At 67.4% G+C, this 24806-nt stretch carries 23 protein-coding genes; 7 read left to right on the top strand and 16 right to left on the bottom strand.

Features of this window, described 5'->3' with window-relative positions; genetic code table 11:
- The 7 genes from copM to AC0L6G_RS06615 all read right to left on the bottom strand — a co-directional run bounded on the left by copM (position 1) and on the right by AC0L6G_RS06615 (position 9589).
- Positions 1-444, bottom strand: a complete 444-nt coding sequence (copM, locus tag AC0L6G_RS06585) for a CopM family metallochaperone (RefSeq protein WP_473253015.1) — start codon at positions 442-444, stop codon at positions 1-3.
- On the bottom strand, positions 441-2507 hold the full coding sequence (locus AC0L6G_RS06590) for a heavy metal translocating P-type ATPase (protein WP_008263530.1): 2067 nt from the start codon (positions 2505-2507) through the stop codon (positions 441-443). Before AC0L6G_RS06590 ends, copM begins: the two co-directional genes overlap by 4 nt.
- Before the next feature lie 150 nt (positions 2508-2657).
- Positions 2658-3347: a methyltransferase family protein gene (locus AC0L6G_RS06595; RefSeq protein WP_008264189.1), complete on the bottom strand. Its 690-nt coding sequence runs from the start codon at positions 3345-3347 to the stop codon at positions 2658-2660.
- Complete coding sequence (locus tag AC0L6G_RS06600) at positions 3344-3904, bottom strand: cation efflux transmembrane domain-containing protein (protein ID WP_008261511.1); 561 nt, start codon at positions 3902-3904, stop codon at positions 3344-3346. Before AC0L6G_RS06600 ends, AC0L6G_RS06595 begins: the two co-directional genes overlap by 4 nt.
- 38 nt (positions 3905-3942) lie before the next feature.
- Positions 3943-7164, bottom strand: a complete 3222-nt coding sequence (locus AC0L6G_RS06605; protein ID WP_008263211.1) for an efflux RND transporter permease subunit — start codon at positions 7162-7164, stop codon at positions 3943-3945.
- A gap of 11 nt (positions 7165-7175) precedes the next feature.
- A complete protein-coding gene (locus AC0L6G_RS06610) occupies positions 7176-8384 on the bottom strand; it encodes an efflux RND transporter periplasmic adaptor subunit (RefSeq protein ID WP_040349349.1) in 1209 nt (402 codons plus the stop codon).
- Positions 8384-9589 carry a TolC family protein gene (locus tag AC0L6G_RS06615; RefSeq protein ID WP_244304272.1) on the bottom strand — a complete coding sequence of 402 codons (1206 nt, stop codon included), beginning with the start codon at positions 9587-9589 and terminating at the stop codon, positions 8384-8386. Before AC0L6G_RS06615 ends, AC0L6G_RS06610 begins: the two co-directional genes overlap by 1 nt.
- Before the next feature lie 189 nt (positions 9590-9778).
- Here AC0L6G_RS06615 and AC0L6G_RS06620 point away from each other — a divergent pair, with 189 nt between their 5' ends.
- Positions 9779-10114, top strand: a complete 336-nt coding sequence (locus AC0L6G_RS06620; protein ID WP_156796407.1) for a hypothetical protein — start codon at positions 9779-9781, stop codon at positions 10112-10114.
- Positions 10115-10337: 223 nt separating this feature from the next.
- Here the strand turns inward: AC0L6G_RS06620 and AC0L6G_RS06625 are convergent, their stop codons facing one another.
- On the bottom strand, positions 10338-10844 hold the full coding sequence (locus AC0L6G_RS06625) for a hypothetical protein (RefSeq protein ID WP_050771603.1): 507 nt from the start codon (positions 10842-10844) through the stop codon (positions 10338-10340).
- 180 nt (positions 10845-11024) lie between these two features.
- On the opposite strand from AC0L6G_RS06625, the gene lspA reads away from it, so the two are divergent.
- From lspA to AC0L6G_RS06655, 6 genes are all read left to right on the top strand, one after another.
- Positions 11025-11549, top strand: a complete 525-nt coding sequence (lspA, locus tag AC0L6G_RS06630) for a signal peptidase II (protein ID WP_008258720.1) — start codon at positions 11025-11027, stop codon at positions 11547-11549.
- 190 nt (positions 11550-11739) lie between these two features.
- Positions 11740-12087 (top strand): MAPEG family protein, encoded by a 348-nt coding sequence (locus AC0L6G_RS06635; RefSeq protein ID WP_153923203.1) that lies wholly within the window; start codon positions 11740-11742, stop codon positions 12085-12087.
- A 48-nt stretch (positions 12088-12135) separates the two neighbouring features.
- On the top strand, positions 12136-12570 hold the full coding sequence (locus AC0L6G_RS06640; RefSeq protein ID WP_040349346.1) for a MerR family transcriptional regulator: 435 nt from the start codon (positions 12136-12138) through the stop codon (positions 12568-12570).
- Between the two features lie 112 nt (positions 12571-12682).
- Entirely contained in the window at positions 12683-13942 is a 1260-nt protein-coding gene (locus AC0L6G_RS06645) for a cytochrome P450 (RefSeq protein WP_008261169.1), read from the top strand.
- A 63-nt stretch (positions 13943-14005) separates the two neighbouring features.
- Positions 14006-15418, top strand: coding sequence for a dihydrolipoyl dehydrogenase (gene lpdA, locus AC0L6G_RS06650; RefSeq protein WP_008259848.1), 1413 nt, complete (start codon positions 14006-14008; stop codon positions 15416-15418).
- Between the two features lie 137 nt (positions 15419-15555).
- The gene (locus AC0L6G_RS06655; protein ID WP_153923204.1) at positions 15556-17493 is read left to right on the top strand and encodes a cytochrome c/FTR1 family iron permease; all 1938 of its coding nucleotides are present in this window, start codon (positions 15556-15558) and stop codon (positions 17491-17493) included.
- A 114-nt stretch (positions 17494-17607) separates the two neighbouring features.
- Here AC0L6G_RS06655 and AC0L6G_RS06660 read toward each other — a convergent pair whose 3' ends face one another.
- The 8 genes from AC0L6G_RS06660 to AC0L6G_RS06695 all read right to left on the bottom strand — a co-directional run bounded on the left by AC0L6G_RS06660 (position 17608) and on the right by AC0L6G_RS06695 (position 24746).
- A complete protein-coding gene (locus tag AC0L6G_RS06660; protein ID WP_040349344.1) occupies positions 17608-19737 on the bottom strand; it encodes an NAD(+) synthase in 2130 nt (709 codons plus the stop codon).
- 242 nt (positions 19738-19979) lie between these two features.
- Positions 19980-20735, bottom strand: coding sequence for an arsenical resistance protein ArsH (gene arsH, locus AC0L6G_RS06665; RefSeq protein ID WP_008259815.1), 756 nt, complete (start codon positions 20733-20735; stop codon positions 19980-19982).
- Positions 20735-21151 (bottom strand): GNAT family N-acetyltransferase, encoded by a 417-nt coding sequence (locus AC0L6G_RS06670; protein WP_008264023.1) that lies wholly within the window; start codon positions 21149-21151, stop codon positions 20735-20737. The genes arsH and AC0L6G_RS06670 overlap by 1 nt, the downstream gene beginning before the upstream one ends.
- Complete coding sequence (gene arsB / locus AC0L6G_RS06675; protein WP_008264093.1) at positions 21151-22236, bottom strand: ACR3 family arsenite efflux transporter; 1086 nt, start codon at positions 22234-22236, stop codon at positions 21151-21153. Before arsB ends, AC0L6G_RS06670 begins: the two co-directional genes overlap by 1 nt.
- Complete coding sequence (gene arsC / locus AC0L6G_RS06680) at positions 22233-22658, bottom strand: arsenate reductase (glutaredoxin) (RefSeq protein WP_008260675.1); 426 nt, start codon at positions 22656-22658, stop codon at positions 22233-22235. The genes arsB and arsC overlap by 4 nt, the downstream gene beginning before the upstream one ends.
- A 7-nt stretch (positions 22659-22665) precedes the next feature.
- Positions 22666-23001, bottom strand: a complete 336-nt coding sequence (locus tag AC0L6G_RS06685; protein WP_008264065.1) for an ArsR/SmtB family transcription factor — start codon at positions 22999-23001, stop codon at positions 22666-22668.
- 52 nt (positions 23002-23053) lie between these two features.
- Complete coding sequence (locus AC0L6G_RS06690) at positions 23054-24022, bottom strand: arsenic resistance protein (RefSeq protein ID WP_008260487.1); 969 nt, start codon at positions 24020-24022, stop codon at positions 23054-23056.
- A 316-nt stretch (positions 24023-24338) separates the two neighbouring features.
- On the bottom strand, positions 24339-24746 hold the full coding sequence (locus AC0L6G_RS06695) for a nuclear transport factor 2 family protein (protein WP_232216215.1): 408 nt from the start codon (positions 24744-24746) through the stop codon (positions 24339-24341).
- Positions 24747-24806 lie beyond the last annotated feature (60 nt).

Consider the following 24806-nt stretch of genomic DNA (forward strand, 5'->3'; position numbering starts at 1 on the left):
TCAGGGCCTTGCGTTGGGCGCGGGCGTGTCCTCATGGCGCGCAAGAAGGATTCTCATCCGGACAATTTCGAATTCCTGGGCCGCGATGATCTCATCGGCCAGACTGCGCACGTCGCGGGCTTCGCCATGCTCGACGGCGACCTTGGCCATTGCGAGCGCACCCTCGTGGTGGGCGATCATTCCGCGCAGGAAGTCGATGTCGGCGTCGCCCGTGTAGTTGATGCTCATGGCCTGGTGCATCTTCGCGCTGGCCTCGCGATAGGCGCGAGTCGATGGGCTGTCCGTGGTCTCGCCAGCGTGGCTTGCCTCGGTGTCGCTCGGGCGAGAGTCAGCCGCCGACGGCGCCGCAGGGACCTCGCGGGTTTGCCGCGAGATCATCCCGAAGGCGAAGGCCGACAGGGCGAGAAAGACGGCGATGACGGAAATCCATCCGAAACGCTTCATGACGATGTCCTCGAGAGAGCCGGCGGGGCCACGGGGGCGGCCGGGATTGCACTGGGAAGGATGGGCGCCGTTCGGTCGTGGTAGCCGAGCAGGCGCAGAGCGTTGAACACCACCAGCAGGGTCGACCCCTCGTGGAGCGCCACGGCAGGGCCGATGCCAAGGCCGAGGATCGTCGCCGGCACAAGGAAGGCGACGATTCCGAGACTGACGTAGAGATTCTGGAGAATGATGCGCCGCGTCTGTCGGCTGAGACCGACGGTGAAGGGCAGCTGCGACAGGTCGTCCGACATCAGGGCGACGTCGGCGGTCTCAAGCGCAACATCGGAGCCAGCCGCGCCCATCGCGATACCGACGGTCGCCGTGGCCATGGCCGGGGCGTCGTTCACCCCGTCGCCGACCATGGCGATCTTGCCGTCAGCGCGAAGGCGTTTGATGGCGTCAACCTTGTCCTCGGGCATGAGGTCGCCCCAAGCCTCTGTCAGGCCGACCTGTCCGGCGATCGCCTGTGCGGCCTTCTGGTGATCGCCCGAGATCATGATCATTCGCCCGATGCCGAGGGCGCGAAGAGCGGTCAGCGTCGGCCGCGCCGCTGGGCGAGGCGTATCAAGAAGCCCAATGACACCGAGATCGCGCGTGCCGCGTCGCACCACCATCAGGGTTCGACCCTGCAGTCGCAATTGAGCGACGACAGAGGTTGTTTCGTCGCCGAGCGGCGCTACGCCGTCGACGCCGAACATCTCCGGCTTCCCTATCCAGATCGTCTCGCCGTGCAGCTGGGCGGTCACGCCCTTGCCCGTCAGGCTCTTGAGGTCGATCGCGGCCGGGATGATCGTATCGCGCAAGCGTGCGCCACCGTCGCGCGCGATGGCCTCCGCCAACGGGTGGTCGCTGAGCCGTTCGACCGCCACAGCGACCGCCAGAAGATCGCCCTCCTTCGTCCCGCGCACCGTCATGACGTCGGTGATCCGCGGCCGTCCCTCGGTCAGGGTGCCGGTCTTGTCGAAGGCGATGGCGTTGAGCGAGCCGAGGTTCTCCAACGGCGCGCCGCCCTTGATCAGGACACCGGCGCGCGCCGCACGGGCGACGCCCGAGAGGACGGCGCTCGGGGTGGCGATGGCGAGCGCGCAAGGACTCGCGGCGACCAGCACGGCCATGGCGCGATAGAAGCTGTCGCGGAACGGCTCATCGACGACGACCCAGGCGAACAGCAGGACAAAGGCGAGCGCCAGCACCACAGGCACGAAGATGCTTTCGAACCTGTCCGTGAAGCGCTGGGTCGGCGACTTCTGCGTCTCGGCCTCACTCACCATCCGAACCACCTTGGCCAGGGTGGTGTCGCTCGATGTGCGGGTCGTCTCAATCTCGATGGCGCCTGAGCCATTGATGGTGCCCGCGAAGACGAGAGACGGCGATCCGACCTGGGCCGGTCTCGCCCGCGCCGCCTCGGGGTCCGCGACGGGCTGCTTGTCGACAGGCATGCTTTCGCCGGTCACGGGGGCTTGGTTGATGCTTGTGGTGCCGACCACGACAAAGCCATCAGCGGGCAGTCGTTCGTTTGGACGCACCACCACGGTGTCGCCGACGACCAAATCTTCGACAGGCAATTCGACGACCTGCCCGTCGCGTCGCACATGGGCTGTCCGGGGGGCAAGCTCGGCCAGGGCCTCGATCGCGCGTTTGGCGCGGCCCATGGCGTAGTGTTCGAGCGCGTGGCCGATGCTGAACAGAAACAGCAGGAGAGCGCCTTCGGCCCAGGCCCCGAGCGCCGCCGCACCTGCGGCTGCGACGAGCATCAAGGTATCGATCTCGAAGCGCTTCTGGCGGAGGTTCTCGAACGCTTCTCGCACCGTAAAAAAGCCGCCGAAGATGTAGGCGATCAGGAAGAGGGCGAGGGGAATCCAAGCGGGAAGGCCCGTTGCGAGTTTCTCGAGGGCGAATCCAAGGCCCAGAGCAAGGCCACTTGTCAGGGCGAAGATCAGCTCCGTATTGGAGCCTAGAACGCCACCGTGATCGTGCTCCTCGGACTTGGTGTGGAGATGGTCCGGCAGTGTTGTGCTGGTCATAAATAGGGTCCCGTTGCGGGTTGGGAATCGCGGCTGCTTGCGGCGACCGCCGCGATCGAGGGGGCGGGATAGCGACACGGGCGAAGGCGCGCCGGGCCAGCGGGTTCCAGCGCGATCCGCTCGCAGGTGGTCATCCCGGTTCTCCCGACCTCAGGGCACGGGCACGACGGCATTAAAGCCCCCGAGCCGCTGGAGCTGCTCAATCGCTTCGAAAAGCGGAAGCGCTAGGAGAAAGACGAAGCCGTCGCGCACCGTGCGGACGAAGAATACCGGCCGGATCATGATTTCCGCCTCGTCGCGCCATAGGGAGAGCTTGGGCAGGAACCGAGGGGTGCGCTCACGGTAAGCTTGGTAGTCGTGTCCAAAGGCGTCGGAGAGGAAGCGTTCTTCGCGGCCGACCACGATGCGAAACACCACCCAGCAGGCTAATCCGAAGACCAAACCGACGCTAAGGCTGCCGGACTGGGCGCCGATGCCAAACGCGCCGATGAAGCTGAAGACGTACAGCGGATTGCGGCTGACCGAATACGGTCCTGCGGATATGATCTCCTGTTTCTTGCGGCCACCGATGTAAAGGGAACACCAAGCCCGACCGATGATGCAAACCATGATGGCGATCAGGCCCAGATGCTCGACAGGATGTTCGAGCAAGGGCCAGGATGTGACGAGCGCCGCGCAGACGACAAGAAGCAGGCCCCCGACGAGAATGCCCGCCTTGCGCCATCGTTGAACGGATTGGATATCGACCGCTGATCGACAGGCGTCATCAGGGGGCGAGGAGCCGGACAAAGCGGGGCTTGCGGGCTTGGAGACGCTGTCGGAGGGCTCGAGCGGCATCATTGCCCCTCCCCCTCAGCCGGACGATCCTTAGCCGCATCGCGCAGGATATCCACGCCGCCCTTCAACGCGATGGCGGCCACGAGGACGCCGACGACGAGGTCCGGCCACGCCTGGCCGAGCCAGAGCACCAGGGCCCCGGCGACGAGGATTCCCCCGTTGGAGGCGAAGTCGTTAAAGCTGAACGTCTCGGCAGCCTTCATGTTGACGTCGCCGCTGTGCTGACGGCGGATCAACTGCAGGCAGATCAGGTTGATGATCGCTGCGACGACCGAGAGTCCCATCATGGTCGGGCCGATCGGTTCGGTCCCGATGAGGAATCGACGACCCGCGTCCAGAAGGACGCCAGCGCCGAAGATAAGGAGCATGACGCCCGAGAGGCGCGCCGCCCCCCGCTTCCACGAACCAGGCCGACCGATCGCGAGAAAGCTGATCAGATAGACAGCAGCGTCCGAGGCGTTGTCCACTGCATTGGCCAGCAGAGCGCTGGAATCGGCGGACAAGCCGCCGATCCCGAGCGCTAATGCCAGGCCCGCGTTGAGCGCGAGAACCGTCAGCAACGTGCGTCGCTGCTGACGGTCATCCTGAGTGCGAGCAATCAATCCTCAACCCCCTCGTCCTTGCGATGACGCACCGCCTTGGCCGCGAAGGTCGGCAGGACCAGCAGGGTCAGGGCCGTCGCGGTCAGAAGGCCGCCGATGACGACCGTCGCCAGAGGCTTCTGAACCTCGGCCCCCGCGCCGTGGGCGAGCGCCATCGGGATGAAGCCGACAATGGCGACCAAGGCTGTCGTCAACACCGCACGCAATCGGCTGGACGCCCCTTCGATCGCCGCGTCCCGGGGCGCGAGCCCCGCCTGCAATCGCTCGCGAATGGCCTGCATCAAAACAAGTCCGTTCAGGGTCGCCACACCCGAGACGGCGATGAAGCCAACGGCCGCAGACACCGAGAACGGCATCCCTCGCATGAGAAGCGCCAAGGCGCCGCCGATCAAGGCCAAGGGCACGCAGGCGAAGACCAGCCCAGCCTCGGAGAACGACCCCAGAGCCATAAACAGCAGCACACCGATCAGGACGAAGACGATCGGAATAACCAGGCCCAGCCGTTGTTCGGCCCGTTTGAGGTTCTCGAACTGACCGCCCCAGGTCAGGCGGACGCCCGGCGGGAGCTGGATTTGGTCCACCTTGGTTTGTGCGTCGGTGACGAAGCCGCCCAGATCCCGGCCGCGAACGTTGGCCTGGACCACCATCCGTCGGCTACCGTCGTTGCGGCTGATCTGGTTCGGCCCCTCGGCGCTTTGGATACGGGCTACCGAAGACAGCGGCACGGTTACGCCTGTCGAAGAGACGATCGGCAGGGCCGCGAGCGCCGCCGGATCGTTGCGCGCATCGTCCGGAAGACGGACGACGACGTCGAAGCGACGGTCGCCCTCGAAAATCCGGCCGGCCTCCGCGCCGCCGATGGCGGCCGAGACCGCTTCAGAAACGTCGGCTGCGGACAGGCCGTAGCTGGCCGCCGCGAACCGATCGACGCTGACCGTGAGCGTCGGCAAGCCCGACGCTTGTTCGACGCGAACGTCGGCGGAGCCGGTGGTCTGCCGCAGTACGCCGGCCACCTCATCAGCGACCCGCTGCATGGTGTCGAAGTCATCGCCGTAGACCATGACCGCGAGGTCGGTCCGGACCCCGGAAATGAGTTCGTTGAAGCGGAGCTCGATGGGTTGGCTGAACTCGAAATTATTCCCGATCTGTTGGTTGGCGAGCTCTTCGAACCGCTCGAGCAAGGCTTCCTTCTCGAGACCTGAATCCGGCCAGTCCTTGCGGTCCTTCAGAACGATGACGCTGTCCGAAATGTTGGGCGGCATCGGGTCGACGGCCGCCTCGGCGGTGCCGGTCCTGGAGAACATGGTCTCGACTTCCGGCTGGGCGGTGATGACCCGTTCCAACGCCATCTGCATGGCGAGCGACTGTTCCAGCGACGCCGAGGGAACACGCAGCGCCTGCATGGCGATGTCGCCTTCGTCCAGGGTAGGGATGAACTCCCGCCCGAGGGACGAAAAGGCCAGACCACCGACGACGACCGCGCCGAGCGCCGAGATCAGGACGATCTTCGGACGATCGACGGCGGCGCGGATGGCCGGCTGGATCCAACGCCGCGCGTGGCGGAGCAGGAAGGTTTCGTGTTCGTGGGCGTGGCCGTGTTCGTCGGTCTCGACCTTCTTGGGATCCCGCACCAGCAGGGCCGTCATGGCCGGAACGAAGGTGAAGGAGAAGATGAAGGCCCCGACCAAGGCCAGCATCACCGTCGCCCCCATGGGGACGAAGGTCTTGCCCTCCACCCCCTCAAGCATCAGCAGGGGCGTGAAGACCAGCAGGATAATCAGCTGACCGAAGGCGGCCGGCTTGACCATCTTGCGAGCTGCGGCCACGGCGACATCGAGGCGTTCCCGACGGGTCAGGGCCCGTCCCAGATCGATCCGCCGCTGCGATAGCATCAGCAGGGTGCTTTCGACGACGATGACCGCCCCATCGACCAGAAGGCCGAAGTCCAGCGCGCCCAAGCTCATCAGGTTTCCACTGATGCCAAACCTATTCATGCCGATGACGGCGAACAGGAAGCTGATCGGGATCATCAAGGCCGTGATGCTGGCCGCACGAATGTTTCCGAGCAGCAGGAACAGCACGACGATGACCAGAAGGGCGCCCTCGGTGAGGTTGCGGGCCACGGTCGAGATGGTCGAGTTGACCAGGGCGCTACGGTCAAGGACCGTCACCGCCTCGATCCCTGCGGGCAGAGTCTTGCGAACCTCATCGAGTCGCTCCCCGGCCGCCTGGGCCACGGTGCGGCTGTTGCCGCCCGCGATCATCAGCGCCGTTCCGAGCACGGCCTCGTGGCCGTCACGGCTGGCGCCGCCCAGGCGCGGAGCCTGGCCGATCTCGACCGTGGCGACATCGGCGACCCGCACGATCAGGCCGTTCCGGTTGACGACCGGCGCCTGAGCCAGATCTTCCACGGTGGAGGCCAAGGCGTCGGTGCGGACCGTCAGAGCTTCGCCAGCGCGTTGGATATAGCCTGCGCCGGCCTGAGTGTTGGCGCGATCGAGGGCCTGGATAAGGTCGCCCATGCCCAGGCCGTAGGCGGAAAGGCGCGCCGCGTCCGGACGGACCGCATACTCCTTCACATAGCCGCCGACGGTGTCGACGCCGGCGAGACCGGGGGCGGTCCGCATTTGCGGCGCGACGATCCAGTCCTGCACGGTGCGCAGATAGGTGGCGCGCTGCTGCGGGGTCGAAAGCAGATCGCCTTCGGGCGTCAGATAGGCTCCGCCCGCCTGCCAGCCCGGCTCGCCAGGCTTGGCGAGGTTCTGACTGTTGAATGGCTTGTAGTCGATCGTCCACATCAGCACTTCACCGAGGCCCGTGGTGATCGGGGCCATGGTCGGCTCCACCCCGTCAGGCATGGCCTCCCGGGCGCCCGCGAGCCGTTCGGCGACCTGCTGGCGCGCGAAATAGATGTCGGTCTGGTCGGTAAAGATGACCGTGACCTGGCTGAAGCCGTTTCGGCTGAGGGATCGGGTCGTGGTCAGGCCGGGAATGCCGGCCATGGCGGTTTCAATCGGGTAGGTGACCTGTCGTTCGATCTGTTCAGGCGCGAGCGCCGGAGCGACCGTGGTCACCTGGACCTGGCGATTGGTGATATCCGGCACGGCGTCGATGGGAAGCCGTGTCAGCTCGAGGAGTCCGTAGGCCGCGACAAGCGCCGTGGCGAGAACCACGAACCATCGGAATTTGACCGAGAGTTCGATGATGAATTTGAACATGCGGTGCGCCCCTAGTGACCGTGCTCGGCCTCGCCCTTGGCGAGCTCGGCTTTGAGGAGGAAGGCGTTCGTGCCGGCGACCCGTTCAGCCCCGGTGAGGCCACGCAGGATTTCAGTCCGCCCCCCGGCCTGACGACCGGCGAGCACCGGACGGGCCTGGAAGCCGTTCGGGACCTGAACGAAGACGACGGTGTTGCCGTCGACGGTCTGGACGGACTCGGTCGGCACGGTGAGACCGCCGGTCGTCTCGCCCGTCACGATCGCCCCCGTGACGGCGGAACCGGCCGGCGGGAGGACAGAGCCCGTCGGCCGGGCCCGAATGACCGTGGCGCCGCTTTCGCCGCCCGCGCCTGCGGCAACGCCGGTGACGATGGCGTCGAAGTCGCCGCTGGGGCTGCTGACCCGCAGAGGCGCCCCGGCCCTTACATTGGCGGCCAAAGCAGGCGGCGCGTTGAAGACGAGCTCAACCCTGGCCGGGTTGGTGACCTCGGCGACAACGCCGCCAGGGGCGACGAAGCCGCCCGGTCCGACCTGGACGCTGGTCACGACTCCGGTGATGGGGCTGGTGACGCTGAGGCGGCCCGAAGCGTTGGGCGAGCCCGCCGCGCTGGACCGCGCGCGAGCCGCGCGGGCGCCGGCTTCGGCGCTGAGCAGTTGCGCGCGGGACGCCTCGACCTCCTGTCGGGCGACAACGCCCTGGTCCGCCAGATTGCGGTTGCGTTGATAAGCCTGGCGCGCCACTTCAGTTTCGGCGGCCGCCGCGTCTGCGTCCGCGCGGAACGTCGCCGCTTCACCGCTGACGACGCTCGCCAGGGGCTGACCGATCCGGACCGACTGGCCCGGAGCTACGAGAACCCGCTCGACCCGCCCGCCGACGGACGCCGCCACAGCGGCGCGCGCGTCGACCATGGGCTCGACCCGCCCGGAGAGCCGGGTTTCGGCGCCCCCTCCCCGACCGACGCCGACCACGATCAGGTTGGCGGCCTGGGCCTGGGCCGCGCTCAGAGCGACGAAGCCTTCCGGCGCTTCGGCCTCGCCTTCGTGGCCGGCTTCGCCCTCGGCATGAGCGCCCTCTTCTTCAGCGTGACCCGCCTCACCCTCGGCGGCGGCTGGAGCGGCGTCCGGCCCGCGCGTGAGCAGGAACAGCCCGCCTCCGCCAAGCAGAACGACGGCGGCGGCGCCGCCGATCAGCAACGTCTTGTTGGATGTGCGCTTGCGCATCATTGGGCTCCTTGGAAGGGGGCGCGGCCGTCCTGGCGCGCAAGTTCAATCTCGGCCTGGACGCGTGCAAGGCGCGCATCGACGGCCGAAGTTCGGGCAGAGATCAGGGCTGCACGGGTGACCCGCAGCTCGAGTTGAGAGATGCGCCCCGCTTCGGATCCGATCCGCGACAGACGGTAGGCCTCCTCGGCAGACGCCACCCCTGCATCGGCGGCGGAGACCCGGCTCACGGAGGCGGCGAGGCGCGCCCGCGCTGCGGCGCGATCGGCCTGGGCCTCCTGGCGGGCGCCCAGGAGCCGCGCATCCGCAGCCCGGAAGTCGGCCTGCGCCGCGTCGATGTTCCCGCGGTTGCGGTCGAACAGGGGCAGCGGCATGCTGACGCCGAAAGTCAGCGCCGTCGCGTCTTCCATCTCGTAGCGACGGACACCAACGCTGGCGTTGATGTCCGGGCGCGAGCGGATCCGCTCCACATCGATCCTGCGTTCGGCGGCCGCGCGCTGAGCCTCGGCGACGCGAACGGCCGGCGCCTCCGCCGGGGGAGCGAAGGTCGCGGCAGGTGCGAGGTCCAGCAGGCTGGTGTCGATCGTCGTGACCGGAGCCGCCAGCATGGCGACTGCGGTCAGCCGCGCGAAGGCCGCGTCGCGCTCCGCGACGGCTTCATCGCGAGAGGCACGCGCCGCAGCCGCTTCGCTTTCCCCCTGGATGCCGCGCAGCAGCGGCTCACGGCCTTCCTCGACAAGAACAAGGGCGGCCCTCGCATCGGCGATGGTCAGGGTGAGGCTTTCCTCCGCGAGAGCAGCCCGCCTTTGGGCGGCTTCCGCATCGGCATAGACCTGAGCGAGCCTTCCGGCGGCGTCGATGATGGCGAGATCCCGCTGCAGCGCCGCGGTTCCGGCTTCCGCGCGGGCGACATTGACCCGCGCGGTCCGACGTCCCCACAGCTCGAGGTCCTGGCTGATCGACAAGGTGGTTTCGGCATTGGCGTAGCCCGAGAAGGGCCCCGTGCCGAAAGCGTTCTCGGCGTCGAGAGCGATCGTCGGATTAGGCCTCGCACGGGCCTGGCGGACACGTGCTTCGGCGGCGTCCGACAGGGCGCCGGCTTCAAGGGTGGCCGGGGTTTGACCCAGCTGGGCGAGCAGCTCGGCGAAGGACGGCGCGGGGTCAGCCCAAGCGGGACTGGCCAGCACGGCCGCGAATGCGGCCAACGCGCAGCCGACCGCGAAACGCGGCGGCCTGCGATATGAGGGAGGCATGATTCATCTTCCAGAAATTTGACACGAGTTCGCGCGCACGGCGGCGCAGACGTCCGGTCAGACTCTGGGAGGGCGCTTCAGGCCGTCGGGAGAGATCGACGACGGAAAATCACTCGAGGGGAAGGCGTGAACAGGCCGCGCGTGGATCTGCATCGCGATGTGGTCGGCGACATCCGCACGGGCAGTTCCGTTGTGGTGGCAGTGGCCGTGGGTGCAGACTCCGTGCCCAGCGCCAAGGTCGACCTGGTCGCCATCGCCCGCATCTTCAACGACCATGGCGTGAGCCGATGCCGTCTCCGGGACGCAGGTCGCGGCGTCAGCGATCGGGGCGACGAAAAACACGGCGGAGACCAGGGTCACCGCCAGTATCAGTCTTGCCCATGTCGCAATTGGCCACGCCATCGCGTGGTGGATACTTTCATTCGGGCGATCAAGCAATCTGTTACAGTGTTCGGGGGCTGCGACTGTTTCGAGTGACCACCAATCCGCGGTGAGGGAGAGGGAAAGTCGACATGCAAGGCCGAGAGTGGCGCGTCGTCGGCCATCTCGACCTATTCAGCAACGTCGAGCGATCTTTAAGCGAGCGCACGCTGATCGCGTCCGATTCTTTCGCTGCGTCTGCAGGTGGATCGAGATTGCAGAATGCGCAATCTTCACCTGAGTAGCGCTCCCGCTATCAGGTCGGGCCATCGTGAACCGGTCAGCCAGACCGCTCCGCCGGTCGCCGCGACGCCAGGCTCTGGGTAAGGTCGTTGCGCGCGCATAGCCAGAGCGAGCGGACGTTGGCGTCGCCTGCGCAGTGGCTTACCAGCAGTAAGCCGGCCAGGGCGTTGGCGAAGAAGCCCAGAGGGCCCAGTCCGGTGATGCCACGGGACGGCGCCCCGGAGGTGGCTCGCGAGATCGCGTAGCTGAGGAATAACAGCACCAACGCAACGAGGCTGGCGCCTTGGCCATTGGCCGCCCCGGACTGCACGGCGACCGAACGTCCGATCACGGCCAGGCTGATGCCGTAGGTGGCGCGTCGGCCAGGAAGTTGAGCACATTGGCGCCCAGGGGGCGCCGAGCCTTGCAGGGACACGCCGCTGGCTATGGCCATAAAGGCGGCGCAGTTGACGGCGATCACCGCGATCATGATGCGCCGGTAGGCGGGGTGGCGCTGTCGAACCTGGAGGCCACGCCGCAACTGCAGCCGGGCGAGGAAGTGCACAGGACGAGAGGGGGTTCAGTCATCGGATTACCCTTTCGCGAGAAGCATGCATCTCCCAATGGCTAGACGATCATGCCGAGAATGCATGGCTTCCATGAAAGAAACGCCTGTCAGATAAAACCAGCTTGATCCTCTAGTAACTAGAGGGCCCAAAATCAGTTGAAATCCATTGGAGGCTTCATGATCACCATGCACCCGACGCGACGCGTTCCCGGCCGCCTGCAGACGATCGCCTTCGCGCTCGCGGCGCTGATCGCCGTCGTGGATCAGGCCGCCAAGGCCGCGGCGCGCGCTCAGCTGGACGCTCCGATCAACCTCACGCCGTTTCTCGCGCTGCGTCTCGGGTTCAACCCCGGCGTCACCTTCGGCCTGTTCGCCGGCTCAGGCGCCGTCGGCCGCTGGGCGCTGAGCGCCGTGGCCTCCCTGATCATCGGCGCCCTGCTGGCGTGGATCTGGCGCACGCGCAGCGCCGTGACGGCGGCCGCCGCAGGCCTCATCGCCGGTGGAGCGATCGGGAACCTCGTCGACCGGCTACGCTTTGGCGCGGTCACCGATTTTATCGATCTTCATTGGGGGGCGGCGCACTGGCCGACCTTCAACCTCGCCGATGCGGCCATTGTCTGCGGCGTCGCGCTGCTCCTCCTCACCGTCCGGGGCTCGGACAGCCGCGCGGCGTCCTCGACCCTGGGACGGGCGGCGCGATGAGGCTTCCCGCCGAACAGAGGGCGATCGCCGTCCGCTCGGCGCCGGCGATTCTCATCACCGCCTCAGCGGCGGCCTCCGCCTGGCTGCGGCTTTCCCCGCCCCTTCTCGGCGCGGCGCGCGACATGGCGACGGCCGATAGGCTGGCCTATGCCCTGCAGGCGAATCTCCCGGTCTTCCTGTGGCTCGCGGGGTGTTTGAGGGTGGTGGCCAGCATCCGGTTCCGGTCCGACGCCGACCGGCCGGGTCCGCCGATGCGGCGCCCGGCGCCAGGCTCGCCCTACCCGCCGCCGTGCTACAGAACTCGCTTGAACAGACCGTTCTGGCGGTGAGCGCCCACCTGGTGCTCGCCACCGTGCTGCGCGGCGAGGAGATGATCCTGCTGCCGGTGTTGGTCCCTCTTTATCTGGTTGGTCGGGGTTTCTTCGCCCTGGGTTACGCGCAGGGCGCGGCGGCCCCGGCCTTCGGCATGGCGCTCACCGGCGCCTCCACGATTGCCGCCTTCGGCATCGCCGTCGTCCTGATGGGGCTGGGCCGATGATCCCTCCCCGCCCCAGATGCCTTTCACCCGCCGTTACGAGCTGACGCGATGCCCCTCCCCTCTCCCGCCTCGTCCGGGTTGCGCCCCATCGGCAAACTGGCCGCCGCCACGGGCGTCAAGGTTCCGACCATCCGCTTCTATGAAGAAATCGGCTTGCTTCCGCCGCCGCCGCGCACCGCCAGCGACCGGCGCATGTATGACGACGCGGCGGAGCGCCGCCTGTCATTCATCCGGCATGCCCGCCAGCTGGGCTTCGATCTGGATTCGATCCGCTCCTTGCTTGATCTGTCGGATCACCCCGATCGGCCCTGCGCCGAGGCCAGCACCCTGGCCGAACGTCATCTCGCCGATGTGAAACAGAAGATCGCCCGGCTCCGCGCCCTCCAGCGCGAACTGTCGCGGATGACGACGGAATGCGCCGGGGGCCGGGTCTCCGCCTGCAAGGTGATCGAGGCGTTGCACGATCCATCCGCGCCGCTTTGACCCTGTGGAAGATCCGGAAGGCGCAAAGACCCCGGAGCCATTAGCCCACCGCGACGTTTGGAGGCGATTGGCGGCTCCCGTCGCGGACCGCCCGTCCTTCTGGAGGATTTCGATGACGCATCGGCCGACCTCGCGACACGGCGACCAGACCCTGGCCCTGCTGACAGACCCTTATCGGCGCCTTTCCCACCTGTTCGAGCAGGCCGGCGCCGACGTCGTCGAGACCCGCCTGGCGCTGAAGGAGACGACCTGTCTGAGAGGCCGCGAGGCGGCGCGGATCTTCTATGACGAGACCCGCATCGTGCGGGCGGGCGCCATGCCGGCGCCGGTCCGCCGCACGCTGCTCGGCGAGGGCGGCGTCCAGGGGCTGGACGGCGAGGCCCACCGCGCCCGCAAGGGCGTGTTCATGTCCCTGATGTCGCCAGCCCGTGTCGCGCGACTGGGCGAACTGTTCGAAGCGGAGTGGCGGCGCGCGGCCGTCGAATGGGCCGGCGAGGACGACATCGTGCTGTATGACGCCTTGCAGCCGGTGCTAACGCGGGCCGTCTGCGCCTGGGCCGGCGTGCCGCTCGAGCCGCACGAAGAGGCGAAACGGGTCCGTCACCTGAGGGCGCTGTTCGACGCGGCGGGATCGCGGGGCCCCCGGCATCTGTGGTCGAGGCACGCGCGTCGCCGCGTCGACGCCTGGCTGGGCTCGATCATTGAAGACATTCGCGCCGGCCGTCTGTCGCCGGATCCGGACACGGCCGCCCACGCCTGGGCCTGGACCCGCGCCGCGGACGGCGAACCGTTGCCGATCCACACGGCGGCGGTCGAACTGGCCAATGTATTGCGGCCGACTGTCGCGACCTCGGTCTACATCGTGTTTGTGGCGCACGCGATGCAGGCTCACCCGGATGCGGCCCGTCTGGCCGACGCCGACGCCGGACGTCGCCGCGCCTTCGTCCAGGAAGTCCGACGCTTCTATCCGTTCTTCCCGGCAGTGATCGGGCGTGTGCGCGCGCCGTTTCGCTGGCGCGACCTGGTCTTCCCGGAGGGCCGTCAGGTGGTCCTCGACCTCTATGGCTCCAATCACGATCCCGCACACTGGACTGATCCCGAGGCGTTCCGGCCGGAGCGGTTCAGCGACGGCTCCGGAGATCCGTTCGGTCTCATCCCCCAGGGCGGTGGGGATGCGGCGACCGGTCACCGTTGCCCTGGCGAAGGGATCGTCGTGGAGCTGATGGAGCGCGCCGTCGGCCTGCTCGCCGACCTGAACTACCGGCTGCCGGATCAGGATCTGGAGATCGACTTCCGCCGCCTGCCGGCCCTCCCCGGAAGCGGGTTCCGAATGGAGACGCGCGACGCGGCCCTCAATGAGGGGGGCGCCTGATGCCGCTTCCTCGGGCTGGCCGGGGCCCTTCTCTCCCATCCACTCGCAGCAAAGGCTGACGCCATGAGCCGTTCGACGACCTCCTACGACCTGGTGATCATCGGCGGCGGGCCGGGCGGATACCCGTGTGCGATCCGGGCGAGCCAGCTCGGCCTGTCGGTGGCGGTCATCGACGACCGCGAACTGCTCGGGGGGACCTGCCTGAACATCGGGTGCATTCCGTCCAAGGCGCTGCTCCAGGCCACCGAGCGGCTGGAGATGGCGCGCAATCTCGAAGCGTTCGGCGTCATGGTAGACAATGTGCGGGCCGATCTTGACGGTGTCATGCGGCACAAGGGCAAGGTGGTGACCGAGCTTGGCGAAGGGGTCGCCTACCTCCTGCGCAAGCACAAGGTCGCCCGCTTCCAGGGCCGCGGGCGGCTGCTGGCGCGCGACCGGGTGGAGGTGCGCGCCGCGGACGGCGCTTTCGAGGTGCAGGCCAGCAAGGCGGTGGTCATCGCCAGCGGATCGGAAGCGGCGACCTTGCCCGACCTGCCCATCGACGAGCGGCGAATCGTCACCTCCGCCGGCGCCCTGAGCCTGACGGCGGCGCCGCGCCATCTGGCGGTGATCGGCGGCGGCTACGTCGGACTGGAGCTGGGGTCGGTCTGGCGTCGGCTCGGCAGCGAGGTCACGGTCATCGAGGTGCTCGACCGGATCGCCTCCGGCGTCGACTCGGAGATGTCGGCGGCGCTGCACAAGGTGCTCGAGGCCCAGGGCTTCCAGTTCTGCCTTGGGCATAAGGTGGTCGGATCGCGGATGGAGGGCGACGACGTCGTCCTCGACGTCGAGCCCATGGGCGATGGCGCGCGAGGAACCATCAAGGCCGATGTCGTGCTGGTCTCCATCGGCCGACGGCCCGCAACCGCCAGGCTCGATCTGGAAACGGTCGGCATTGCGCCCGACCGCAGGGGCTTTATTCCGGTGGACGAAGGGTTCCGGACCAGCGCCGACGGGGTCTACGCCATCGGCGACGTCATCGGCGGCGCCATGCTGGCCCACAAGGCGGAGGAGGAAGGGATCGCCCTGGCCGAACGCCTGGCGGGGGGCGCGGGCCATGTGGACTACGGAACGATTCCGGCGGTCGTCTATACCTGGCCGGAACTGGCTTCGGTCGGCCGCACCGAGGACGACCTCAAGGCGGCCGGCGTGGCCTACCGCGTGGGGCGCTTCCCCTTCTCCGCCAACGCCATGGCCAAGGCGCGTCTGGAGAAGAACGGTCTGGTCAAGGTTCTGGCCGACGCCGCGACGGACAAGATCCTCGGCGTGCACATCCTGGGCCCTGAGGCCGGCGGGTTGATCCATGAAGCGGTCGCCGCCATGCAGTTCGGCGCGGCGGCCGAGGATCTGGCGCGGACAAGCCACGCCCATCCGACCCTGCCGGAAGCCCTGCGCGAAGCCTGCCTGGCGGTAGCCGAGCGCACGATCCACCTCTGACGGCCGCGCGTTACGAAGTCTGACCCGACGGCAGCCGCGATCGCGGCCGCCTCTGCGGGCCCGGGCGCGTCCGCAGTTTAGACGCGACAGCGGCGTCGCTTGAATGCTATTGCGAGCCGCTCACAACTAGGTCTCCCATGCGTCCTCTGCTCCGTCTGCTCACCCTGCTGTTCGCCCTAGGGTTGGCCGCCCCGGCCCTCGCCCAGGCGCCGTCCGCCTCGGAGGCCCAGGTCGCCTGGCGGCTGCTGGATTATGTGGCGGTCGACTACGCCGGCGCAGTGGCCGACGGCGAGATCGTCAATCCGGCCGAATACGGCGAGATGATCGAGTTCAGCACCCAGATCCGGACGCGTCTGGACGCCCTGCCGGCCAACCCGGCCAAGGCCGCCCTGATGCGCGACGCAGAGGGCCTGCAGGCGGCCATCCGGGACAAGGCGGATCCGGCCGTCGTCGGCGCCCGGGCCAAGGCCCTGGCCGGCGCGGTGCTGACGGCCTATCCGAGCCCGCTGGCGCCCTCGTTCCCGCCCGACCTGGCCCGCGGCGCCGCCCTCTACGCCGAGCAGTGCGCGGTCTGCCACGGCGTGACCGGGCGCGCCGACGGCCCCGGCGCCGAAGGGCTCGATCCGCCGGCGATCGCCTTCGCCGACGTGGAGCGCGCGCGCCAGCGCAGCGTCTTCGGGCTGTATCAGGTGATCGACCAGGGGCTGGAGGGCACGGCGATGGCCAGCTTCTCGCACCTGCCGGCCGAGGACCGCTGGGCGCTGGCCTTCTATGTCGGCCGCTTCGCCTTCACCGACGCCGAAGCCGCCGAGGGCAAGCGCCTGTGGGACGGCGATCCGGCGGTCCGCGCGGCCTTTCCCGACCTGGCCGCCCTCACCCAGACCACGCCGGCCGAGCTGGCCACCCGCCTCGGCGAACCCCGGGCGCGGGCCCTGACCGCCTATCTGCGACGTCATCCCGAGGCCGCGGCGCGCCCGGCCGGATCGACGCTGACCCTGGCGCGGACGCGCCTGGCGGAGAGCGAGGCCGCCTATCGACGGGGCGATCGCAAGGCCGCCACCGACGCGGCGCTGTCCGCCTACCTCGACGGCGTCGAGCCGATCGAGCCGGCCCTCGGCGCCCGGGACAGCGCCCTGCTGCGCCGGGTCGAGACCGCCATGACCGAGCTGCGCGTCTCTATCAGCCGGGGTGCGCCCGCCCAGGAGGTCGCCGGTCGGGTCGCTCGTGCGAACGCCCTGCTGGACACGGCCGAGCGGGCCCTCGCGCCCCAGGAGGCGGACAATCTCGCCAGCTTCCTCGGCGCCTTCACCATCCTGCTGCGCGAAGGCCTAGAGGCCCTGCTCATCGTGGTGGCGATGATCGCCTTCCTCAGGAAGGCCGAACGGCCCGAGGTGCTGCGCTACGTCCACGGCGGCTGGGTCGCCGCGCTGGTCGCCGGCGGGGCTACCTGGGCGGCCGCGACCTTCTTCATCTCCATCAGCGGCGCCAGCCGGGAACTGACCGAAGGGTTCGGTTCGCTTCTGGCCGCCGTCGTGCTCGTCTCGGTGGGCATCTGGATGCACGGTAAGTCGCACGCCGACGCCTGGCAGACCTATATCCGCGACAAGCTCTCCCATGCGCTGTCGAAACGGTCGGCCTGGTTCCTATTCCTGCTGTCCTTCGTGGTGGTCTACCGGGAGGTGTTCGAGACCATCCTGTTCTATGCGGCGATCTGGAGCCAGGGCGGCCACCTCGGCATGCTGGCCGGCGCCCTGACGGCGGTGGTCATCCTGGCCGTGGTTGCCTGGGCCCTGCTGGCCTACAGCAAGCGCCTGCCGATCGGCCGGTTCTTCTCCCTGAGCTCGATCCTTATGGCCATCCTGTCGGTTGTCCTCGTCGGGAAGGGGGTGGCGGCGCTGCAGGAGGCGGGCTGGCTCGACGTCCATCCGCTGGCCTGGATCCCCCGTATCGAGATCCTCGGCCTCTACCCGACGGTCGAAGGCGTCGCCGTTCAGCTGCTGACGATCGCTATCCTCGTGGTCGGCTTCTCCCGGCATGCGGCACCGAAGGGCGCGCGGCCGGCGGACATCGGCTAGGGCCGCCAGCCCTTCAGCGAACTTCCGCCCCGCCGGGGGCCGCATGGGCAGGCGCCGGCTTCCGGTTCTGAAACCGCCCTCCGCCCCCGGAGTCCGCAGGCCGGGGAGACGGTCTTATCGGACGATGGGTTTGCCTCCGGCGGGCAGCACATCGGGCTCTTTCGTTGGAATGTCGTCGCTTGCGGGATCAAGAACCTCCGGCACGTTGCGATGCAGCTCGTCGATCCAGACCTGGCCATGAGCGTCCGAGGGCATGCGCCAGTCGCCCCGCGGCGACAGAGAACCGCCTGTCGTGACCTTGGGTCCGTTCGGCAGGGCCGAGCGCTTGAACTGATTGGCGAAAAAGCGCTGCAGGAACACCTCCAGCCAGCTGCGAATAGACCCGATGGGGTAGGCCCGCTTTTGCTCGTCCGGAAAGCCCGGCGGCCAATTCCCGGCGGCGGCGTCCTGCCAGGCGTGCAAGGCCAGGAAGGCGATCTTGGAGGGCCGCAGCCCGAACCGGGTGAGATAGTAGATCCAGAAGTCGTGGAGCTCGTAGGGGCCGATCTTGCCTTCGGTGCTCTGCGACTCGCCCTCGGCCGTCTGCGGGATGAGCTCCGGCGAAATCGTTGTCGCCAGGATGTCGAGCAGGACGTCGGACACCGCGGGGTCGAACAGGCGGTTCGCCGCTGTCCAACGGACCAGGTGTTGAATGAGGGTTTTCGGGAGGGAGCCGTTGACGTTGTAGTGGCTCATCTGGTCGCCGACGCCGTAGGTGCACCAGCCGAGCGCGAGCTCGGACATGTTGCCGGTGCCGAGCACCATGCCGTTCCGCTGATTGGCGGCCCTGAACAGGAGGTCTGTCCGGAGCCCGGCCTGCACATTCTCGAACGTCGTGTCGTACACAGGTTCGCCCCTCGCGAACGGATGGCGCAAGTCCTGCAGCATCTGCTGGGCGAGCGGCTTGATGTCGATTTCCTCGACGGTCACGCCGAGCCCGTTCATCAAGGCGTAGGCGTTAGACTTGGTCCTCGCGCTCGTGCCGAAGCCGGGCATTGTGAACCCGAGAATGTCCGTGCGTGGACGCCCAAGCAGATCGAAGACCTTGGCCGCGACGATCAAGGCGTGCGCTGAATCCAGGCCTCCGGACACGCCGATGCAGATCTTGGCTGTTCCGGTCGCCTCAAGCCTCTTGGCCAGCCCGCTCACCTGTATGTTGAACGCCTCGTAGCAATCCTGGTCGAGACGGGAGGGATCGTTGGGCACAAAGGGAAAACGGTCGATGCGTCGTTGCAGGCCGAGGTTGCGAACTGGCGGATCAAGATGGAAGGTCACCCGGCGAAAGCGCCGGTCGGGCATCCCGTTGGCGATCGCGGCCTCGTTAAAGGTGCCGGTCCGCATACGTTCCAGCTGCAGCCGTTCCACGTCTATGTCCGCGACGGCCATCTGGGACCCCAGGCTGAAGCGCTCCGTCTCCGCGAGCTGCGCCCCCAGCTCGTAGATGCAGGCCTGTCCGTCCCAGGCCAGGTCGGTCGTCGATTCTCCATAGCCGGCCGCGGAGTAGATGTAGGCCGCCCAACAGCGGCCGGACTGCAGCTCGCAGAGTCTTCGCCGCGTGTCCGCCTTTCCGACAACGATATTGCTTGCGGACAGGTTCGTCAGAATCAGCGCGCCGGCGAGCGCGGCGAAGTCGCTGGGCGGCGCGGGCGCCCAAACATCCTCGCAAATTTCGACATGAAAGATCAGGCCGTCGACATCGTCGGCCTGGAACAGCAGATCCATTCCGAATGGAGCGGTCTCGCCCCCGATCGTAATCTCGCCTTCCACATCCCGCCCGGAGGCGAACCATCGCTTTTCATAGAACTCGCGGTAGTTGGGCAGATGGCCCTTTGGCACCACGCCAAGGACCCGCCCCCGGTGGATAGCCACCGCACAATTATAGAGCCGTCCCTCACGACGGAGGGGCGCGCCGACCAGAACGACCGGATGGAGATCGCGGCTTTCGGCCACGAGGTTCACGAGTTGCCGCTCGACCTCGTCGAGCAACGCCCGCTGCAGCAACAGGTCGTCGATCGAATAGCCCGAGAGGCCCAGCTCCGGGAAAACCATCAGCGCGATCCCTGCCTCGTCTCCCTCACGGGCGAGCCTCAGGGTCTGCTCCAGGTTGAACGCCGGATCCGCGATCCTGCAGACGGGACGGCACGCAGCGACCCTCACGAAGCCTTGCTGGTAAATCGACAGGAAATCGGCTGCGTTGCGAGGCACGTCTGCTCCTATTCCGCTTCAGGCATTACTGTTTTCGGCCGGACGGCCCGCGCCTGGTCCCCCTTGCTTAGCGCGGCAAGGGCCTGGAGGTTCGTTAGGATGAGGACGTCAACCGGAGACTGCCTTTCGCCACTTCTGGCGAGTTACGACCATCGCGATGCTCGGCGGCCGCCGCGGCCATGGGGTCAAGGTCCGTATTAAGGGGGAGGAATGCGAGGCGTGTTCGCGTTGTCGAGGAGAGGTCACGCCTGGCGCGCGATGGCGATCCCCGACAGATCGGAAGCGGCGTCGAGGGGAATCCTGGCCGCCTTGCGCTCGGAATAGCGGTCCACCAGCTGGGCCGCGTGCGGCCGGGTGAGGATGGTGAAACGCACCAATTCCTCCATCACATCAACAATCCGCTCATAGTAGGCCGAGGGCTTCATCCGGCCGGCCTCGTCGAACTCCTGGAAGGCCTTGGCCACGCTGGACTGGTTGGGGATGGTGATCATCCGCATCCAGCGGCCCAGCAGGCGCAGAGTGTTGACGGCGTTGAAGCTCTGCGACCCGCCCGACACCTGCATCACCGCCAGGGTGCGGCCCTGGGTCGGGCGCAGGCCGCCCAGGCTGAGCGGCAGATGGTCGATCTGCAGCTTCATCAGGCCGGAGACCTGGCCATGCCGTTCCGGACTGCACCAGACCATGCCCTCCGACCAGAAGGCGTGCTCGCGCAACTCGCGCACCGCCGGGTGGTCGTCGTCGCCGGGCGCGCCCGGCAGGGGCAGGTCGGAGGGGTCGAAGATGCGGGTCTCGCATCCCATCCGCTGCAGCAGACGGGCCGCCTCCTCGACGCAGAGCCGCGAATACGACCGCTCGCGCAGCGAGCCGTACAAGAGAAGGATCCGCGGCGCCGGGTCGGTCGGGCCCAATCCACGGGCGGGGTCGGCGGACAGATAGGCCGCGTCCAGAGCCGGCAGGTGATCCGGATCCGGCAGCGAACGCAAGCGGGCGAGGGTCATCAGAGGTCCTTGATCAGATAGGCGGCCGACGCCGGGCAGACGTCCGCGAACTCGCGGGTTCGCCGGATCGCGGGCGGTGCAGACGCCCGATCGGCGACGACGAAGCCGTGCCGGGCGAAGAAAAGCTCGGCCGTCGTGGTGAGCAGGTGAAGCCGTTCGCTACGCAGATCGCTCGCCATGGCCTCGACGGCGGTCAGTATGCGGCTCCCGATCCCTTGGGCCTTCAGGTCGGCGAGCACGACCAGGGAGCGCAGCAGGAGATCCTGCCCTTCCCCTTCCAGGCCGACATAGCCGGCGATGCCGCCGTGTTCGTGGGCGGCGAAGTATCGACCAGCGCCAGGCTCGGGCAGACCCGCGCCGCGCAGGGCCGCGATCAGGCCGACGTCATCCGCGTCCAAGAGATGCAGGACGACCATCAGGCCGCGTCCGCCGGCGGAGCCGTATCCGGGAACCAGCGTCGGCCCATCCACAGCGCAACTGACACCAGCAGGATCAGCACTGGCACCTCGACCAACGGGCCGATGACGGCCGCGAAGGCGACCGGCGAGGTCAGGCCGAAGGCCGCGATGGCGACGGCAATGGCCAGTTCGAAATTGTTCGAGGCCGCGGTGAAGGCCAGGGCGGTGGTGCGCGGATAGTCGGTCTCGATCAGCTTGCCCATCAGGAAACTGACCACGAACATCACAAGGAAGTAGATCGTCAGCGGAATGGCGATGCGCAGGGCGTCCAGCGGCAGGGCCACCACCTCCCCGCCCTTGAGGCTGAACATGACCACGATGGTGAACAGCAGGGCGATCAGGGTGATCGGTCCGATGCGCGGCAGAAAGCGCCGCTCGTACCAATCGGCGCCCCGGCGGGCGATCAGGCTGCGACGGGTCAGGAAGCCGGTCAGGAAGGGAAGACCAAGGTAGACGAGCACCGCCCCGGCGATGGTCCAGACGCTGACGTCCACCACACTGCCCTGCAGGCCGAACAGGGGCGGCAGGACGGTGAGGAAGATCCAGGCGTAGAGGCTGAAGAAAAGGATCTGGAAGATCGAGTTAAAGGCGACGAGGCCAGCGACATACTGGTTGTCGCCCCGCGCCAGCTGGTTCCACACCAGCACCATGGCGATGCAGCGCGCCAGGCCGATCAGGATGACGCCGGTCATGTATTCCGGCTGATCGCGCAGGAAGATCACCGCCAGCGCGAACATCAGCACCGGGCCCAACACCCAATTCTGGAACAGCGACAGGGCCAGCACCCGCTTGTCGGCGAAGACACGCGGCAGTTCCTCGTACCGAACCTTGGCCAGCGGCGGGTACATCATCAAGATGAGACCGATGGCGATTGGGATGTTGGTCGTGCCGATCGAGAAGCTATTGACCCAGGCGGGCAGGTCCGGCGCCAGCGTCCCCAGAGCCACGCCGAGACCCATGGCCACGAAGATCCACAGTGTCAGCCAGCGGTCGAGGAAGGACAGGCGACGCGGCGAGGCGTCCGCCACCGGGGTATCGATCATCGCTTCACCCGCTGGCCGGCGGCGTCGATGACGACCTCGCCGTCCTCCTTGGTGAAGGGCTTGAGATCATCGGCGGGCAGAAGATCTAGCACGGCCTCCGATGGCCGGCAGAGTCGAACGCCCATGGGACTGACGACGATCGGGCGGTTGAGAAGAATCGGATGGGCCTCGATCGCGTCGAGCAGTTGATCGTCCGTCAGGCCCGGGTCCCCGAGGCCCAGCTCGGCGAAGGGCGTGCCCTTTTCGCGTAACAGGTCGCGCAGCGGCGCGCTGGTGCGTTCGGCCAGCCAGGCGATCATGGCCCGCGACGGCGGGGTCTTCAGATACTCGACGACGTGCGGCTCCATGCCGACATGGCGGATCAGCTCAAGCGCGTTGCGCGACGTCCCGCAGGCGGGGTTGTGATAGATGACGACGTCCATGGGATCCTCAGGGGCGGCAGGGTGCGAGTTCGGCCAGTAAGGGCTGACACAGGTCCGCCCTCCCCTCGCAGCAGTCCTTAAGCAGGAACAGGACCAGCTCGCGGAACCGGTCCAGGTCGGCCCGGTAAATGATCGAGCGGCTGCGCCGCTCCGACCTGATCAGCCCCGCGCGGGTCAGAACGCCGAGATGGGACGACAGTGTATTGGCCGGGATGGCCAGATGGTTCGAGATCTCACCGGCCGGCAAACCGCCGGGTTCGTGGCGCACGAGGAGACGAAACGCCTCCAGCCGCGTAGACTGCGCCAAGGCGGCGAGAGCGAGAATCGAGGCTTCCGTTTCCATAGTTCCGAATTAGTCGAACTATGGAAGCGATCAAGCTCTCGCTTTCTTTTGATCAGGCTGACCGACGTCCCAGCCTGTGGATGCCACGGATGTAAACCAACTCCGCCAAGAGCTCGATCAGAGTCTGGGTGACGATAATGGCCGGGACCAGGGGGATGGCGCCGGGCACGACCAGGGCCAGCGGCAGGACCACGAGCGAGTTGCGGGTCCCAGCGCTAAAGGCGACGGCGCGGCCGGCTTCCGGCGTCAGCCGTGCGAGCCTCGAGACGGCCCATCCGATGAGCGGCGCCAGCACGGAGAAGGCGACATAGACCGGCACGACACTCAGGGTCCGGTCGAGGGTCTGTCCGAGTTGCGGCATGACCGCGGCGACGACGATGAAGAGCACCAAGGCCGTGGCCGGCACCGGCGCCAGGCCGAGACCAGACGAGACTCGCTCGCCCATTTTGCTGCGGGCCGCCCAGGTCTGGACCAGCGCCGCCAGAACGAACGGGATGGCGATCAGCCAGACGAAGGCGTGGATGAACGGACCTGGCTGCACATAGGCCGCCGCCTCGGCGCCGAGGAACAGACGCAGATAGATGGGCAAGAGCACCATCTGGGCGATCAGCAGCATCGGTGTCGAGGCTAGGAGCAACCGGGCGTCCGCACGACCCAGATGAGCGAAGGTCACGACATAGTCGATGCAGGGACAGAGCAGCACCATCAGCACGCCGAGACGGATCAGGGGATCGGCCGGCAGGAACTGCATCAGGCCCAGGACGAACAGGGGCACAGCGATGAAGTTCACCGCCAGCAAGGCGCCCAGGAACCGCAACTCCTGAAGCGCCCGGCCGAGGGCGGCGACCGGCACCTGCAGGAAGGTGACGAACAGCATCAAGGCCAGCGCCGGATTGATCGCTGATTCCAGCACTTCCGTGCGCGGTATCAGGAACCCGATGGCCGTCGCGACGATCACGGCGGCGAAATAGATCCAGACCTGTCGGGCTTCGAGGCCGTCGCGAAGTTCAGACGTGTTCATCCCGGATCCTGACTTCGCACTGCACCCCTAACGGGCGCGACCGCCCCGGCTGTCAAGCCTCGTCCTGCGTTCCGCGGCAAGAGGGTGGACCGAACAACTGGCGGCGTTCGAGCGGCGTCGGCGCACGCCCGTAAGCTCTGGCGCGCGCACCGCACTTGAGGGTTTGGCTTGGTTCCTACTCCGGCTAAGATGGGCCCCGGCGGGCCTTGACCGGATAGCCTTTGATCTTGAGCCAGGGGACGTTCTGCGTCGGCGGCGATCACGGGTGAAGACGTCGAGCTTCACACAGAAGTTCCCGGCCCGCCCCCTCCCCTCCTCACCAACGGGCGACGCTGAGGCGGCGCCATCGATCCTTCTCCGCCAGAGGCACCTCGGCCAGATCGGCGTGATCGCGCCACCGAGTGATCACGCCCTTCTCAACCTCGAAAACATTGATGGCGCGGACGTTCATGACGAGGCCACGGTTCGCGGCCAGCAGATAGAGGCTTTCGGCGATGACCAGCTCGCCCTGGGTGACGGACTTGAGAATGTGAAGTTCGAACAGCGAATAGCTTTGGAAGAGCCGACGCCAGAAGCCGAGAAGCGCTGTACGTCCGACGAGTTCGCCCGCGATGTCGAACTGGGCCGCGACCTGCTCCGACAGATAGGATTCGAGGCGACGCACATCGCGTGATGCGATCTCCCCGGCGAAAGCTTGGACGACGTCTCCGGGCATAAGCGACATGATCACCGTTCAGGCGCGCAATCATGATCCGATTCTCAGCGAAAAACTCGCGTATCGCGT

Source organism: Brevundimonas sp. D3-1P (genome assembly GCF_055809335.1).